This window comes from Acidovorax sp. 56 (assembly GCF_002749705.1).
In the GTDB taxonomy this organism is placed as follows: domain Bacteria; phylum Pseudomonadota; class Gammaproteobacteria; order Burkholderiales; family Burkholderiaceae_C; genus Acidovorax.
On the sequence record NZ_PEEV01000001.1, the window covers coordinates 4734157 to 4750027 of the forward strand.

At 64.5% G+C, this 15871-nt stretch carries 16 protein-coding genes; 7 read left to right on the plus strand and 9 right to left on the minus strand.

All coding sequences use genetic code 11. The features are described from left to right. Window positions 1-18 precede the first annotated feature (18 nt). Window positions 19-378 carry a hypothetical protein gene (locus CLU88_RS21040; RefSeq protein WP_099658270.1) on the minus strand — a complete coding sequence of 120 codons (360 nt, stop codon included), beginning with the start codon at window positions 376-378 and terminating at the stop codon, window positions 19-21. Window positions 379-432: 54 nt separating this feature from the next. Here CLU88_RS21040 and polA point away from each other — a divergent pair, with 54 nt between their 5' ends. From polA to yghU, 3 genes are all read left to right on the plus strand, one after another. Beyond that, window positions 433-3231, plus strand: coding sequence for a DNA polymerase I (gene polA, locus CLU88_RS21045; protein ID WP_099658271.1), 2799 nt, complete (start codon window positions 433-435; stop codon window positions 3229-3231). Window positions 3232-3290: 59 nt separating this feature from the next. Beyond that, window positions 3291-4667 carry a hypothetical protein gene (locus CLU88_RS21050; protein WP_099658272.1) on the plus strand — a complete coding sequence of 459 codons (1377 nt, stop codon included), beginning with the start codon at window positions 3291-3293 and terminating at the stop codon, window positions 4665-4667. A 70-nt stretch (window positions 4668-4737) separates the two neighbouring features. After that, window positions 4738-5589 (plus strand): glutathione-dependent disulfide-bond oxidoreductase, encoded by an 852-nt coding sequence (gene yghU / locus CLU88_RS21055; protein ID WP_199173556.1) that lies wholly within the window; start codon window positions 4738-4740, stop codon window positions 5587-5589. Window positions 5590-5699: 110 nt separating this feature from the next. Here yghU and CLU88_RS21060 read toward each other — a convergent pair whose 3' ends face one another. The 7 genes from CLU88_RS21060 to CLU88_RS21095 form a co-directional block, all read right to left on the minus strand. After that, window positions 5700-6731, minus strand: a complete 1032-nt coding sequence (locus tag CLU88_RS21060; RefSeq protein ID WP_099658273.1) for an SRPBCC family protein — start codon at window positions 6729-6731, stop codon at window positions 5700-5702. Between the two features lie 80 nt (window positions 6732-6811). Then, complete coding sequence (locus CLU88_RS21065; protein WP_099654889.1) at window positions 6812-7768, minus strand: IS110 family transposase; 957 nt, start codon at window positions 7766-7768, stop codon at window positions 6812-6814. A gap of 344 nt (window positions 7769-8112) precedes the next feature. Then, on the minus strand, window positions 8113-8592 hold the full coding sequence (locus CLU88_RS21075) for a DUF2269 domain-containing protein (RefSeq protein WP_099658275.1): 480 nt from the start codon (window positions 8590-8592) through the stop codon (window positions 8113-8115). Next, complete coding sequence (locus CLU88_RS21080) at window positions 8589-9023, minus strand: DoxX-like family protein (RefSeq protein WP_099658276.1); 435 nt, start codon at window positions 9021-9023, stop codon at window positions 8589-8591. The genes CLU88_RS21075 and CLU88_RS21080 overlap by 4 nt, the downstream gene beginning before the upstream one ends. After that, complete coding sequence (locus tag CLU88_RS21085) at window positions 9020-9979, minus strand: NAD-dependent epimerase/dehydratase family protein (RefSeq protein WP_099659057.1); 960 nt, start codon at window positions 9977-9979, stop codon at window positions 9020-9022. The genes CLU88_RS21080 and CLU88_RS21085 overlap by 4 nt, the downstream gene beginning before the upstream one ends. Before the next feature lie 54 nt (window positions 9980-10033). Beyond that, window positions 10034-10474, minus strand: a complete 441-nt coding sequence (locus CLU88_RS21090) for a thiol-disulfide oxidoreductase DCC family protein (protein ID WP_099658277.1) — start codon at window positions 10472-10474, stop codon at window positions 10034-10036. Between the two features lie 67 nt (window positions 10475-10541). After that, window positions 10542-11123: a GbsR/MarR family transcriptional regulator gene (locus CLU88_RS21095; protein ID WP_099658278.1), complete on the minus strand. Its 582-nt coding sequence runs from the start codon at window positions 11121-11123 to the stop codon at window positions 10542-10544. A gap of 326 nt (window positions 11124-11449) precedes the next feature. On the opposite strand from CLU88_RS21095, the gene CLU88_RS21100 reads away from it, so the two are divergent. After that, a complete protein-coding gene (locus CLU88_RS21100; RefSeq protein WP_099658279.1) occupies window positions 11450-12346 on the plus strand; it encodes a dienelactone hydrolase family protein in 897 nt (298 codons plus the stop codon). Between the two features lie 122 nt (window positions 12347-12468). Continuing rightward, window positions 12469-13323 (plus strand): ZIP family metal transporter, encoded by an 855-nt coding sequence (locus CLU88_RS21105; protein ID WP_099658280.1) that lies wholly within the window; start codon window positions 12469-12471, stop codon window positions 13321-13323. A 57-nt stretch (window positions 13324-13380) separates the two neighbouring features. Here CLU88_RS21105 and CLU88_RS23360 read toward each other — a convergent pair whose 3' ends face one another. After that, window positions 13381-13623: a LysR substrate-binding domain-containing protein gene (locus CLU88_RS23360; RefSeq protein WP_233205544.1), complete on the minus strand. Its 243-nt coding sequence runs from the start codon at window positions 13621-13623 to the stop codon at window positions 13381-13383. On the opposite strand from CLU88_RS23360, the gene CLU88_RS23365 reads away from it, so the two are divergent. After that, on the plus strand, window positions 13601-13846 hold the full coding sequence (locus CLU88_RS23365) for a tripartite tricarboxylate transporter substrate-binding protein (protein WP_233205545.1): 246 nt from the start codon (window positions 13601-13603) through the stop codon (window positions 13844-13846). The two genes, CLU88_RS23360 and CLU88_RS23365, sit on opposite strands and share 23 nt — an antisense overlap. A 136-nt stretch (window positions 13847-13982) precedes the next feature. Then, window positions 13983-15809, plus strand: coding sequence for an arsenical pump-driving ATPase (gene arsA / locus CLU88_RS21115; RefSeq protein ID WP_233205546.1), 1827 nt, complete (start codon window positions 13983-13985; stop codon window positions 15807-15809). The last annotated feature ends 62 nt before the right edge of the window (window positions 15810-15871 follow it).

Here is a 15871-nt window from a genome sequence, read left to right on the forward strand (position 1 = left end):
GCAGGCCCGCGCAGGGGTTTAGAACTTCATCACGTTCCACACACGCGGGGCGGTGTTGGTCTCTGCACCGCTGTTGCTGCCAGCGCGGCTGCGGGCGCCGTCGGGCGATTTCACTTCATAGGCGGGCATCTCGCTGCCCTTGGGCTGCACGTTGATGCTTTGCGTCTGGCCACCCACACGCACCTCGTCCACTCGGCTGCCGCCGTCTTCCACCCGAATGCGCTCGGTGCGCTGGTTGGTGCGGCCTTCCAGTTGCTCTGGATTTGATAGCTGCTCGCGCTTTTCCGTTGTGCCCTGAGGGGCATTTTGGTTCGTATTTTGGGCCAGCAGGGGGCTGGACGCCAGGCCCAGCAAAAGGAAGAGGTGGAGTGCGCGCATGGGGCCGATTGTAGAGCGCCGTCCAGAGGCAGCCTGCCCGTGCACAATCCGTGCATGACTGACAAAAAGACCCTGGTGCTGGTGGACGGCTCCAGCTACCTGTACCGCGCCTTCCACGCCATGCCCGACCTGCGGGCCGTGCCGGGCGACCCCACCAGCCCTGCTACAGGCGCCATTCGCGGCATGATCAACATGATGCAGGCCCTGCGCAAAGAGGTGACTGCCGACTACGCTGTATGCGTGTTCGACGCCTCGGGCCCCACCTTCCGCGATGCGCTGTACACCGAATACAAGGCCACGCGCTCGCCCATGCCCGACGACCTGCGCAGCCAGATCGAGCCCATCCACGAGGTGGTGGACCTGCTGGGCTGGAAGGTGGTGGCCGTGCCCGGCGTGGAGGCCGACGACGTGATCGCCACCCTGGCCCACACGGCCGCAGCGCAAGGCATTGAAGTCATCGTGTCCAGCGGCGACAAAGACTTGAGCCAGCTGGTCAACGAGCACATCACCATCATCGACACTATGAGCGGCAAGCGCCGCGACGTGGCGGGCGTGACGGCCGAGTTTGGCGTGCCACCCGCGCTGATGGTGGACTACCAGGCCTTGGTAGGCGACACCGTGGACAACGTGCCCGGCGTGACCAAGGTGGGCCCCAAGACCGCCGCCAAGTGGCTGGAAGAATATGGCTCGCTCGACAACCTGATTGCCAACGCCGACGCCATCAAGGGCGTGGCGGGCAACAACCTGCGCGAAGCCATTGCCAGCGGCCAGCTGGCTTTGAGCCGCCAGCTCGTCACCATGAAGACAGACTGCGCGCTGGCCGACTACATCCCCGGCCTGCCCGCGTTTGACGACATCACGCTGGACGCGCCGGACAACGCTGGCCTGCTGCCGTTTTACGAAAAGTACGGTTTCAAGGGCTTGGCTGCCGCCATCAAGGGCGCTACTGCTTCTGCCACCACGGCCCCCACCGTTGCCATGCCCGGCCAAAGCGGTGATCTGTTTGCCGACCATTCCGCCAGCACCGTGGCCGAAGAAGCCCAGCACCGCACGGTGGTGTACGACACCATCCTTAACTGGGCCGACTTTGACCAATGGCTGGAGCGCCTGCACAAGGCCCCGCTCACGGCCATCGACACCGAGACCGACTCGCTCGACGAAATGCGCGCGCAAATCGTCGGTATCAGCTTTAGCGTGCAGCCCGGCGAAGCCGCCTACATCCCCCTGCGGCACGAAGGGCCCGATGCGCCCGCGCAGTTGCCGCTGGATGAAGTGCTCGCCCGCCTCAAACCCTGGCTGGAAGACCCCAAGCACCCCAAGCTGGGCCAGCACATCAAATACGACCGCCACGTGTTTGCCAACCATGGCATTGAGGTGCAGGGCTACGCGCACGACACCATGCTGCAAAGCTACGTGCTCGAAGTGCACAAGCCCCACAACCTGACCAGCCTGGCCGAGCGCCACACGGGCCGCAAGGGCATCACCTACGAAGACCTGTGCGGCAAAGGCGCGCACCAGATACCGTTTGCGCAGGTGCCCGTAGACAAAGCCGCCGCCTATTCGTGCGAAGACTCCGACCAGACCCTGGACGTGCACAACGCCCTGTGGCCCCTGCTGCAGGCGGACGACAAACTGCGCTTCATCTACGAGCTGGAGATTGCCAGCAGCGAAGCCCTGTACCGCATCGAACGCAACGGCGTGCTGATCGACGCGCCCACGCTGGCTGCGCAAAGCCATGAGCTGGGCCAGCGCATATTGCAGCTCGAAACCGAGGCGTATGAGATTGCAGGCCAGCCCTTCAACCTGAGCAGCCCCAAGCAGCTCGGCGAAATCTTCTTCGACAAGCTGGGCATGCCCGTGGTGAAGAAGACGGCCACTGGCGCCCGCAGCACCGACGAAGAAGTGCTGGAAAAACTGGCCGAGGACTACCCCCTGCCCGCCAAGCTGCTGGAGCACCGCAGCCTCGTCAAGCTCAAAGGCACCTACACCGACAAGCTCGCCCAACTGGCCCTGCCGCGCACAGGCCGCGTGCACACGCACTACGCGCAGGCTGTGGCTGTGACCGGGCGCTTGTCCAGCAACGACCCCAACCTGCAGAACATCCCCATCCGCACCCCCGAAGGCCGCCGCGTGCGCGAGGCCTTTGTGGCCCCTGCAGGCCGCGTGATTGCCAGCGCCGACTACAGCCAGATTGAACTGCGCATCATGGCCCACCTGAGCGGCGACCACTCGCTGCTACACGCCTTCCACGCGGGCCTGGACGTGCACCGCGCCACCGCCGCCGAAGTGTTTGGGGTGGAGGTCGATCAGGTCACCAGCGAGCAACGCCGCTACGCCAAGGTCATCAACTTCGGCCTTATCTATGGCATGAGCAGCTTTGGCCTGGCCAAGAACCTGGGCATCGAAACCAAGGCCGCTGCCGCGTACATCGACAAATACTTCCAGCGCTACCCCGGCGTGAAGCAGTACATGGATGACACCAAGGCCGCCGCCAAGTCCATGGGCTATGTCGAGACCGTGTTTGGCCGCCGCCTGTACCTGCCCGAAATCAATTCCCCCAACGGCCCCCGCCGCGCCGGGGCCGAACGCGCCGCCATCAACGCGCCCATGCAGGGCACGGCGGCGGACTTGATCAAGCTGGCCATGGTGGCCGTGCAGAAGGAACTGGATGCCCACAAGCCGGACATCCAAATGATCATGCAGGTGCACGACGAACTGGTGTTCGAACTGCCCGAGAGCGAGGTGGACTGGCTCAAGACCCACATCCCGCGCCTGATGGCGGAAGTGGCGGCGCTGAAGGTGCCGTTACTGGCGGAGGTGGGGGTGGGGGCGAATTGGGATAAGGCGCATTGAGTGACCGTGGCCGACGGACGATAACTGTCTGTCGCGCTTCATAGTATGGGAGGGAACGTATGCCGAATCAGCTCTACAAAATTCCGCGTGTGACAGACGTTCAAATCGTGCACGCGTTGACCAAACTTGGCCAAGAGTTTGGAGATTTCGATGTCTCCGCCAATGCGCTGCAGCATGGGCTGGGATCTGTGAGGTTTCCCGCCCAACCAACGCCGCCGACCTGGCAGCAAGTCATTGATCTGAATAGTGAGCTCATTGACTATTTCGCTGCAGGTATTGGCGGCATAACTGTAATTTATTACCGGGGGGGGAGTTCTGGAGACGCAGCTCAAAAGTCACCTGTGCTTGATGATCTTTTGATTGATCTCAATGGCGTCGATCCAGGACGCCTGAAGGCAGCAGCCGCAGTTCTTGCGGCTTTTCGCCCGGTATCTGTACCGAAATCAGCCAAAGCCAGCGAAGCGGTTTTGGCGCAACAAGCCATCCAAGAGTCGACTTTTGCCCGACTCCAAAAGCAACTCGAAGAGCTTTTTGCGCAGACGATTCAAGTTCGTCAGCAGCTCGATGATTCTGTGCGGCAGAAGACTGAAGAGTTGGAGGTGGCGTTTTTAGCCAAGCAGCATGCTGCTGATGAAGAGATCAAAAGACTGCAAGCCGATTTGAAAGAAAGGCAGGAGGAGCTTCAGCGTCGCGCTCAGGAGTTGGATGACAGCGATAACACCTTTGCGCGTCGAAAGATTCGCGATGGGATGCTGAATGATGTAACTGAGCGAGTCAAAAATTTTGATGTGTCCGGTGTGACCCGATATGCTCGCCACCCTGTGGCGTTAGGCATGTGGGGTCTCATCGGCTTGTTTATTTTGTTGATGGGATGGACTGCGATTGAGCTGTATATGAGCCGCGAGTCACAGTCGTCGGTCACCGCGGTGGTTTCCAATCTCCTGCAGGCCGCACCACCGACCACCTCTTCCGCATCCGCTGCATCTGCAAATTTAGGGCTTGCAACGGCAATGGTGCATGACGCTTCTACCGAACGGATTGCACTTTGGATTCGCTTTTCCTTGTTAACGATTGGTCTCGTTGGAGCAATCCTCTACTACATCCGCTGGGAGACTCGTTGGGCTGAGCAATTTGCAGCTACTGAGAATTCGCTTAAACAGTTTCACTTGGACGTAAATCGTGCGAATTGGGTAGTGGAGACGTGCTTAGAGTGGCGAAAAGAGTCCGACTCTGCTATTCCTCTTCCCCTGATTGAGAGTCTCACCAGAGGCCTATTTACGCAAAACGATCAGGGGCCTCCGGTGGTTCATCCCGCAGACGAGTTGGCCTCTGCACTAGTCGGTAGCGCATCCAAGATTTCCTTAGCTGTTGGGGACAGCAAGATTGAATACGACAAGCCTGGAAAGATACCGAAGTCAGTTCCGACCCCACAGTAGGAACCGCTGCCCACCCATTTTTCTATATTTAGCTCGGAGCGCACATGTCTACCCCCTACACCCCCCCGCCATCTGGCAATGGAACAAAGAAAACGGCGGCCAGTTCGCCAGCATCAACCGGCCCATTGCCGGGGCTACGCACGATAAAGAGCTGCCCGTGGGCAAGCACCCGCTGCAGCTGTATTCGCTGGGCACGCCCAATGGCGTGAAGGTCACGATCATGCTTGAGGAGCTGCTGGCGCTGGGCCACAGCGGGGCGGAGTACGACGCGTGGTTGATCCGCATTGGCGATGGCGACCAGTTTGGCAGCGGGTTTGTGGGCATCAACCCCAACTCCAAGATTCCGGCGCTGCAAGACCGCACCGACCCTGCCAACCCCGTGCGGGTGTTTGAGTCTGGGGCCATCCTGATGTACCTGGCCGAGAAGTTTGGTGCCTTTTTGCCCAAGGACGGCGCGGCGCGGGCCGAGTGCCTGTCGTGGTTATTCTGGCAAATGGGCAGTGCGCCGTTTGTGGGCGGCGGGTTTGGGCACTTTTATGCCTACGCGCCAGTCAAGATCGAGTACGCGATTGACCGCTATGCGATGGAAACCAAGCGCCAGCTGGATGTGCTGAACCAGCGCCTGGCCGTGACGGAGTACGTGGCGGGCAATAAGTACACCGTGGCCGACATGGCGATCTGGCCCTGGTATGGGCTGATGGTGAAGGGCGAGGCCTACGACGCGGGCGAGTTTTTGCAGGTGCATGAATACACCCATGTGCTGCGCTGGGCCGAGCAGGTGGGCCAGCGCCGCGCGGTGCAGCGCGGCCGCATGGTGAACCGGGTGCGTGGCGACCTGGCGAGCCAGTTGCATGAGCGGCACGACGCCAGCGACTTTGAGACGAAGACGCAGGACAAGCTGGCTACGGCCCCCAAGGTTTGATGGTATTGAAGTAAAAATGGCCGCTAGCGCTTGATAAATAAGCGCGAGCAGCTATATTTTTGATAGTGAAATGCACGCAAGGCGCCCTGAATTCCGGGGCGCTTTGTCGTTTATGCCGACCCTTCCAGCCGCGTTTTGTAGAGCTGCAGCACGGTCTGCGCAAAGTTGTCGAGCAGGGCCTGGGCCCACCAGTTGGCGTAGGTGTTGAAGTCGGTGGACACGCGGTAGCTGACGCGCAGGTGCAGCCGGGTGCCGCCTGCCTCTGGGGTCAGGGTGTAGGCGGTGTCGTTCAGATCAAAGTAGGCGCCGCCAATGGCAACGTGGTCGTCCAGCGCGCCTGCGGGGATGGAGTCCGGCCCGAAGCGGTAGGTCCAGCGCAGGTGGCGGCCGGGTTCCCATTCCTGGATGATTTCGTCAAAGTGCACGCCCTTGGCCCAGCGGCTTTTGCGCACGCGCTCGGTGCCTTCTTGCACCGTCACGGCCTCCACGGGTGGGGGCACGCCGATGCGGTAGGTCCACGAGGTTTCCACTTCGTGCGGCTGGATGTTGCGGATGTGGGTGATGCCCTCCCACACCACCGAGGCGGGGGCGTTGATCCACAGGCTGCGCTCTACCTGTCCCATCTGGGCAGGTGCGCCCTGCGGCATGACCAGTGCGGCAACCAGGGGCAGCACAGCAAAGCCATAGGCGGCGTGGCGGGGCCAGCGGGTGAGGCGGCACACCAGCCCCATGCACAGCCCGCCCGCCATGCCCATGAAGGTGAACAGCGGCACGATGACGATGGCGCAGATCAACCCTTCGATCAGCACCAGCATGGAGCCGATGACGACCAGGCAGGTGGCCAGCGCCGGGGCCCAGGCGTAATAAGACCAGCTGCGCCGCTGCTGCCGCTCGGCCAGGTACACCGTGATGGCTCCGGTGGCCAGGGGCGCCAGCCAGATGAAGGCGCCCACCATGGCCGACCAGCGGCTGCTGGGTGCGCCGCTGAACGCCAGGCGCAGCAGCACGCCAAACACCATGCCGCAGACGATGGGGGCGAACTTGCCAAAGGGCAGGCGTGAGGGGTTGTCGGCAGCGTCCCACGGCGACGGGTCTACAGGCTCGATGGGCTCTGCGGGGGGCTTGGTGGGGCTGTCAGACATGGTTCCTCCCGGGATGTGTTGTGGTGTGTCGTTTGTCTGGATGAGAAAGATCCGTTCGGGCTGAGGTTCTATGGTTCCCGTCAAGCTCTGCCAGCGACCAGCGCGGGATCGAACAGAGCTTGCTGCTTGAACAGTGAGAAAGCCACACGCAAGAGCTTACGGGCAAGCACGACAAGTGCAGCGGTCGTGCTCAAGCCTTTGTCACGCTGAGCACAGTAATAGCCGTTCCACGTCTTCGTGCGCGCCGCCGACATGGCTGCTGCGTACATCAAGCGCCTGATCTCTGGCCAGCCCCTCTTGGACAAGCGCCTTTGCCCCGTTTTCTTGCCAGAGTCGTTGGGGCGAGGGTCCAGCCCGGTAAATGCGATGACCGCATCAGCACTGCCGCCTTGCATCCGCCCAAACAGCATCACCAGCAAAGCGCCACAAACCAGCCCCAGGCCGGGCACGGAGGTGATGTGTTCAAACGCTTGGTGGCTGCTGAGATCAGCCCGCAGGGTAGTTTCTATTTGCCCATCGACATGTTTGATGGCTTGTTGCAAGGCCGCCAGCACTGGCTCGTCCAGGCGTGCAAGCGTCTTGCTGTGGCAGCCGGCTTGAGCCAGTGCGCTGCGCTGACGCACCAGAGTTGCCCGGTGTGCGAGGAGCTCGCGCAACACGGCTTGGCAAGCGGTGGGTGGCTGCCACTGCTGCAAATGCGCATGTTCGTGGCAGATATAGCGTGCCAGCACGAGCGCATCCATCCGATCGGTCTTGCCGCGCTGACCCACCGACTGGGCGTAGCGGCGTGCATCCAGCGGATTGAGGACATAGACACGCAGGCCTGCGGCGTGCGCTGCCAGCGCAAGCGGCACGTGGTAGCGGCCGGTGGACTCCAGCGCCAGTACGCTTGCGGGGCGCAACGTGCGCAGCAGCAGGGCAATGCCCTGGGGTGTATTGGCAAACCGGCGCACGCTGGCCTGGCCCTGCGCGGCCACGTCCAGATGGGCGCTGGCGACATCCACGCCGACAAACTCAGTAGCTTGTTGAGGGTTCATCGCTCAAAATACGAGCGCCGGGATGTGTCCTGCTGTCGGCGTGAGCTTGCAAGAATTGACGATCGGTGCTGCCAAGCGCAGCTTGCCCTCGTCAGGTTCCTTATCGACGCTCGGCGCAGGGATGGGGTAATGACTCAGTAGGTCGGTCAGTTGGATCTGAAGCAACTGCCGATGCTTGTCGATGTCCCTGCATCCCGGCTCCTCGCCCTTTCTTACAGGTTGGTTGATGGGAGCTAAACCATACAAGCTTGTCGAAGCCTTGCGCTGCGCTTCGACAGGCTCAGCGTGAACGGTGTGGGGTGATTGGATGCCGTGCCTTGTGTCTGTGGCCAGCGGCATTGGGCTCACCCACCCCACAGCGCGGGCTTGTTCACCATCAGCGCAAAGACCACGGCCATGGCGATGAAGGCGGGGTAGCCCAGGCCTTCCCACCAGCGCTGCAGGCGCATGTATTGCGCGGGCAGCGGGGTGCCTGCGGCGTGGGCGGCCTGCGCCATGCGGGCCATGCGGATCTGGATGGCCACCACGGGCAGCCAGCAGGCACCGGCCAGCAGGTACAGCGCAATCGACAAGGCCAGCCATGGGGTGGTGATGGGCCAGCCTGCCATGTGGGCCATGGCAATGCCCGTGAGCGGCTGCACGATCACGGCGGGGGTAGTAAACCACCAGTCGGCCCGCACCACCAGACGGCCCACCACGGCCTGCGCGGCCACGCTGCCGCTGCGGTTGGCAAAGAACAGGTAGAACGCAGAGCCCAGGCCCGTGCCCACCAGCAGAACGCTGGAGATGATGTGGAGGGTCTTGAGGATGAGGTAGGTGTTCATGGTGCGGTTTCCTCGGTGCGGGCGGAGCTGGTTCCTAAAACCACCAGGATGGCGGCGATGGGCAGGTTCTTGAGCAGGGAGCCGAGTGGATCGAGCCACAGGTGGGGCAGCAGCACGGTGGCGGTGAGGGTCATCACCCCCATCAGGCCTAGGGCGGCCCATGCGCTGTAGCGGCCGGGCCAGCGCCACAGCGCTATGCCCATCAGCAGGTCGGCCGCTGCACCGCCCCAGATGAGGGCTTGTATCCATGCGTTGTCTGTCAGCCCGGCCTGGCGCAGCAGGGCATCGCCTTGCGTGCGGTGGGTGATGGCGCTGACCACGGCGGTGCCCAGCCACACAGCCACCAGGCTGGCGCGCAGAAGTCGGACAAAGGAGGCGGTGGGGCCGGTGGGGGCGGGCAGTGGGGCTGGGCGGTGTACGGATTGGGTCATGAGGGGGCTCCGGGGTGGAGGGCGTCAGGCGCTGCGGCGGTGGGGGATGGGGCCCAGGCGCGCTCTACCAGCTGGCTGTAGTGCGTGGCGGGGTGGCCCAGCAGGGCTTGCAGCGGCGTTGGGTCGGCCACGTTGTCGGTGGCCAGCATGGCCAGCGTTTCGCTGCACCAGGGGGACACCGGCAACCAGTCGCCCAGCCGGGCCGACAGGCGGGTGAGCGGCGTGGGCAGCCGCAGCGCATGGGCGGGCGGGTGGCCGCGTTGCGCCCGCAGGCTGGCTATCAGCGCGGCCATGGGCAGGGCCTCTGGGCCCACGCAGGGCACCACGCCGCGCACGTGGCTGTGGCTGCCCAGCAGCGCCACCACGGCATCGGCCAGGTCGTGCACGGCCACGGGCTGGACGCGTGCGGTGAGCACCGGCCCAGGCAGCGCCAGCACGGGCAGGCGGGCCAGCCGCATGAACAGGGTGGCACTGGCGCCACCGTGGCCAAACACCACGCTGGGGCGTAGCACCACGCCGCGCAGGGGAATGGTGGAATCGTTGGTTGCCGCTGCCAGACCCAGCAGGTGCTCGTCTGCAGCGCGCTTGGTGCGGGCGTAGCGGGTGCTGCCGGTCTGCACGCCCAGGGCCGATATTTGCACCACATGCCGCACGCCCGCTTGTCGGCAGGCCTCAAACAGCGCCACGGGGGTGTGGTGGTGCACGGCATCGATGGGGCGGGCGTTGGTGGTGCGCAGCACGCCCACGGCGTTGACCACCGCGTCGATGCCCTGCAGGCGCGGCAGCCAGGTGGCGGGGTCAGTGTCGCGGGCAAAGTCCATGGGCACGCCGCCAGCGTGTGGCTGCCGTGGTGAGTTGGGCGAGTGGCCCGTGTGCACCGTGTGCCCGGCCCGGCGCAGCGCGGCGGCAATGGCCCGGCCGATGAAGCCGGTGGCCCCGGTCAGGAGCACCTGCAGGGGGACTGTGTGTGTGAGGGGCGTGGTCATGGCGGGCCTTCTAGGCTTTGGGGCTTAACGCATGCATTGGTCCGTGCATTGCTGGGCCGCTGCCCGCTCTGCGGCACGGCGCAGGGCCTTGCCAAAAAACGTTCGTATCACCCACCCTGGCACGCGGTAGCGGTTGCGCGCCACCACGGGGTACAGCGCGTTCATGCCCGCACGCAGCAGGGGGATGCGGGCGGGGGCCATCACCCAGGCGAGGCCCACGGCGGCGTAGGCCACTTCAAAGGCGGCCACGCCGCTCAGCCATTGCCCGCCTGCGGTGCGGGCGTGCATCAGCTTCAGCAGCGCCTCGCGTGTCACGCCCTCGGGGCAGGCAAAGCCGCTGGCCTGCACATCTTCAAACCGCAACTGCCCGGCCTGATTGCGCAGCATGAGGTTGTGCATCTCGGTGTCGCACAGCGGGCAGGCGCTGTCGTAGTACAGCGTGAGGGGATAGAGGGCTGTGGTCATGGTCTCGATCCTTTCTGAAATTTCTGTCAAAAGAGAAATGTGAAGGCAAAAAAATTTCACCAAAAAATTACGAGGCAGGGGGCGTGCGGTCCGTGCTGCTGGGGGCTGCTGGCGCTGCAGGCGCATCGCCACCGCGCACAAATTTCTGCACCGTGGCGCCCATGCGCAGCACCTTCTCCAGCGTGTTGGGGGACAGGCGCAGCATCTCGTCCGCCCAGGTGCCCAGCGACTCCATCAGGTGCAGGGTTTCGCGCACGCGGTCCTGGGCGTCGGGGCTCTCTTGGGCAAAGTCGGGCTTGCGCACCAGCTCGCGCAGCATGCGGGTGGTGGGGTCAAACTCGCGCGTCTTGCGCTCGCGCACCACGGTGCGGAACAGCTCCCACACATCGCTGCTGGTCTCGTAATAGTCGCGCCGGTCGCCCAGCACGTGGGTCACGCGGATCAGCTGCCAGTTCAGCAGCTCTTTGAGGCTGTTGCTGACGTTGGAGCGCGCCACCACCAGGGTGTCGGCGATCTCTTCGGCGTTGAGCGGGCGGCCATGGAAGAACAGCAGGGCATGCAACTGGGCCACCGTGCGGTTCACGCCCCAGGCGCTGCCCATTTCACCCCAGTGGACGACGAATTGCTTGGCGATCGGTGTGAGTTCCATGGGGGGCAGTCTCATGGTTTCTGTAATTTCTGTCAAGAAAGAAATTGAAGGATGTGAAGTAGCCGTTCAATCCTTGGTGCGGTCCGCATGGATACGGGGGCGCAGCCAGCGCGTTGAAGCACAAATGGCTAATATGGGCCGCCGACGCTGGCTGCCCACCTGTAAGCCATGGCGCTGTGCAGGGCCTGGGCTGAGCCACGCGCTGGTGCGGCGATGCCTGCGCCCATTCCCATGGGCCCTGGGGCGGCCCAGCCGCTCTGTGGGTTTCCCTTGCAAGGGCTTGCGCCTTTGTTTCCTTTGTTCTGATTGCACTCTGGAGGTATCTGATGCTCAACCGTGACCACCAACTGGACACCGAAGCCCTGCTGCCCGGGCGTTCTACCGAGGCGGGCGCCACCCGGCGCACGGCCCTGCAAGCTGCGCTGGGCCTGGGCTACGCTGCCGCTGCGGCCCCTGTGATGGCGCAAACCGCCATTGCCACGTCTGCCGAGGGGCTGGTGGCGGGCCAGGTGAGCTATGAGGTGGACGGCTTCAAGGTGCCCGCCTACCGCGCCGCGCCTGCGGGCAAGACCGGGCTGCCTGTGGTGCTGGTGATCCAGGAAATCTTTGGCGTGCACGAATACATTGCCGATGTGTGCCGCCGCTTTGCCAAGGCGGGCTACCTGGCCATCGCCCCCGATCTGTATGCGCGCCAAGGCAATGCGGCCAGCTACACCGAGGTGTCCAAGCTCATGGCCGAGCTGGTGTCCAAGGTGCCCGATGGGCAGGTGATGGGCGACCTGGACGGCGCCGTGAAGTGGGCCGCCGCCAACGGTGGCGATGCCGCCCGTGTGGGCGTGACGGGCTTTTGCTGGGGCGGCCGCATCACCTGGCTGTATGCAGCCCACGGCCCGGTGAAGGCGGGCGTGGCCTGGTACGGGCGCCTGGTGGGCCAGCCCACCGACCTCACGCCCAAGCACCCGGTGGAGATTGCGCCCATCCTCAAGGCGCCCGTGTTGGGCCTCTATGGTGAAAAAGACACCGGCATCCCTCTTGACACGGTTGATAAGATGAAATCAGCCCTAGCCAGCGGTTCTGCTGCAGCCAAGGTTTCCGAGTTTGTGGTGTACCCCGATGCCCCGCACGCTTTCCATGCCGACTACCGCCCCAGCTACCGTAAGGAAGCGGCGGAAGACGGCTACAAGCGTGCCCTGGCCTGGTTCAAGACCCACGGAGTGGTTTAAGCCGCTCCCTGGTCCGCAACCCGCAGCCGCCCTGATGTTTCGGGGCGGCTTTTTTTCGGGTGTACCACAAGCGTTTGATAAGAAAAATGCCTCTAAGGCACTATTAATAAGCGCTAACAGCTATGACTTTGATAGCAATCTTGATCGCCACCCTGGCTGCGGGGATTGGCAGCGTGTGGGCGGCAGCCCTTTTGATGCGCATGGGCCTGGGTGGGCGCCACGACGGCGTGGGGCCCCAGCACCTGCTGAGCCTGGCGGCCGGCGCGCTGTTGGCCACGGCTTTCATGCACCTCTTGCCCGAGGCGTTTGAAAGCCAGGCGGGCGCACACGACCTGTTTGCCACGCTGCTGGTGGGCGTGGTGTTCTTCTTTTTGCTCGACAAGGCTGAGCTGTGGCACCACGGGCATGAGCACAGCCACCACGGTCACGGCGATAGTCACGCGCATGCCCACGCACACCCCCCTGCGCATGCCCATGAACACCATGAGGGGCACGACCATGGCCACGCCCACCACCACGGCCCGCGCGCGGGCGGCTGGGCGGTGCTGACGGGCGACAGCGTGCATTGCTTTGGCGACGGCATCCTGATTGCCTCGGCCTTCATGGCCGACCTGCGCCTGGGCGTGATCGCCGCCGTGTCGGTGCTGGCGCACGAGGTGCCGCACCACATGGGCGACCTGGTGGTGCTGCGCCAAACCAGCCCCAACCGCCGCATGGCGCTGGTGAAGGTGTCGCTGGCAGGCGCCGTGACGGCGCTGGGCGGCGTGGTGGGCTACTTCTTGGTGGGGCAGTTGCAAGACTTCCTGCCGTACTTCCTGGCCGTGGCGTCCAGCAGCTTTGTGTATGTGGCGCTGGCCGATTTGATCCCGCAGTTGCAAAAGCGCCTGACGGCGCGCGAAACCATTGCGCAGATTGCCTGGCTGATTGCGGGCATGGTCGTGGTCACTATGGTGAGCGGGGCGGCGCACAGCCACTGAGGTTGTCGAACGGGTTGGGCAGGCACCCAGCTAAGGCGCCCAGATCAAGTCCCCGTTTCAAGCGTTGCGCAGAGCCTGGGTGAGGAACTCCAGGCAGTTTTGCACCAGGGCGATGGCTTTGATCTGCGGCGGCAAGTCCAAGGCCACGCCTAGCGCCAGGTCCACTTCACCGCGCTGCAGCGCGGCCAGCAGGTCGTCGTTGAGCGGGTCGTACAGGCGCAGGTCCACATCGGGGTGCTGCGCCAGCCATTGCTGCAAGGGCGCGGCCAGCAGGTGCATGGCCGAGGGCAGGGCGGCCACGCGCAGGACGGGCCTGTTTGCCCCCGCGCAGACGCCCCCGGCCGTGGTGGAACGCCTGAACCGCGAACTGGGCGAAGTGCTGCGCATGGACGATGTGCGCGCCAAACTGGCCGACGGCGGCGCCGTAGCGGGCAAGGGCAGTGCGGCCGAGTTTGCGCGGTTTGTGCAGACCGAAAGCGCCCGGTATGCCGCAATCGTGAAGGCCGCGAACATCAAGGAATAAGCGGCCAGCGGGTTGCTGCTTGCCGTGCGGCGCCGTGCCCCCTGGCCCTTGATGCAGGTCAGTGGGTTGGCGAGTGCTTGAGACCCGAGGGCAATTTGCGCCAGACAAAAGGCGGTGGCTGTGCCATCCTGATGGCATGAACTCTGCCGCATCTGCCCCGTCCCATTCCACTGGGGTACGTTTGGGCCTGCTCGCCCAGCCCACGCGTTTCTTGTTCTTCACCGGCAAGGGCGGGGTGGGCAAGACCTCGCTGTCCACGGCTGCGGCCATTGCCCTGGCAGATGCAGGCCGGCAGGTGCTGCTGGTCAGCACCGATGCGGCCTCCAACCTGGACGAAATGCTGGGCGTGCCGCTGTCCAACCAGCCGGTGGCTGTGCCCGGGGTGCCGGGGCTGCACATGCTCAACATCGACCCCGATACCGCCGCCGAGGCCTACCGCCAGCGTGTGCTGGCGCAGCTGGAGGCCACCGCCACCAGCGATGAACGCGCCACGGTGCGCGAACAACTCTCGGGCGCCTGCACCACCGAGATCGCTGCATTTGACGAATTTGCCGCGCTGCTGGCCAGCGAGGGCAATGACACCGGCCATGTGTTCGACCATGTGGTGTTCGACACGGCCCCCACCGGCCACACGCTGCGCCTGCTGAGCCTGCCCAAGGCCTGGACCGGATTCCTGGCCGGCAATGACCGGGGCGCCTCGTGCCTGGGGCCGCACTCGGGTCTCAAGATGCAGGAGGCTCGCTTCAACGCCGCCCTGGCCGCGCTGAGCGACCCGGCCCTGACCACCGTGGTGCTGGTCACCCGCCCCGACCCCCGACCCATGCAAGAGGCCGCGCGCACCGCGTTGGAGCTGCGCGCCTTGGGCCTGGCCAACCAGCGCTTGGCCATCAACGGCGTGTTCCATGCCAGCCGACCGGGGCAGGACGCTGTGGCCGACGCCATTGAAGCCCTGGGCCGTCAGGCCATGGACCAGATGCCCGATGCGCTGGCCCAGTTGCCGCGCGACGAGGTGCCGCTGCGCGCCTTTGACACCGTGGGCCTGCCCGCGCTGCGGGCATTGCTGGGCGGTGGCGATGTGCCATTGGGTGCGCCTGCCGCCACGGCGGGTGTGCTGTTGCAGGCAGAACCGCTGTCATCCCTGGCCGACGCGCTGGCCGCCAAGGGCCACGGCCTCATCATGGTGATGGGCAAGGGCGGCGTGGGCAAGACCACCATCGCCGCCGCGCTCGCCGTGGGCCTGGTGCAGCGCGGGCACAGCGTGCACCTCACCACCACCGACCCGGCGGCCCATGTGCAAAGCCAGCTCGATGGCAGCCTGTCGGGGCTGAAAGTGGGGCGCATCGACCCACAGGCCGAAACCCAGGCCTACATCGACAAGATCATGGCCACACGCGGCAAGGTGCTGGACGACGCGGGCCGCGCCCTGCTGCTGGAAGACTTGCAATCGCCCTGCACCGAAGAAGTGGCCGTGTTCCACGCCTTCAGCCGCGTGGTGAACGAGGCCCGCAGCGCCTTTGTGGTGCTGGACACGGCGCCCACCGGCCACAGCCTGCTGCTGATGGACGCCACCGGCGCCTACCACCGGCAGATGACGCAGCAGTACGAAGGCCGCGCGGGCGGCGCGATGGCCAAACACATCATCACGCCGCTCATGCGCCTGCAGGACGCGGATATGACCCATGTGGTCATCGTCACCCTGCCCGAGGTCACGCCCGTGAGCCAGGCCGCCGCGCTGCAGGACGACCTGCGCCGCGCCCGCATCAAGCCCTGGGCCTGGGTCATCAACAAAAGCGTGGCGGCCACCGGCACCAGCGACCCGTTGCTGCAGGCCCGCCTGGCGGGCGAGCAACAGCAGGCCGCACGCATTGCCAACGGCCTGGCGCAACGCACCTATGTGTTGCCCTGGCTGGCACAGCCGCCGGTGGGGGTTGCGGCGCTGGGGGCTTTGGTGGATGCGCCGTAATTTGCTATGAAATAAATAGCTGCTTGCGCTTGTCGATATTGCCTTGGAGCCCAAAAATACCT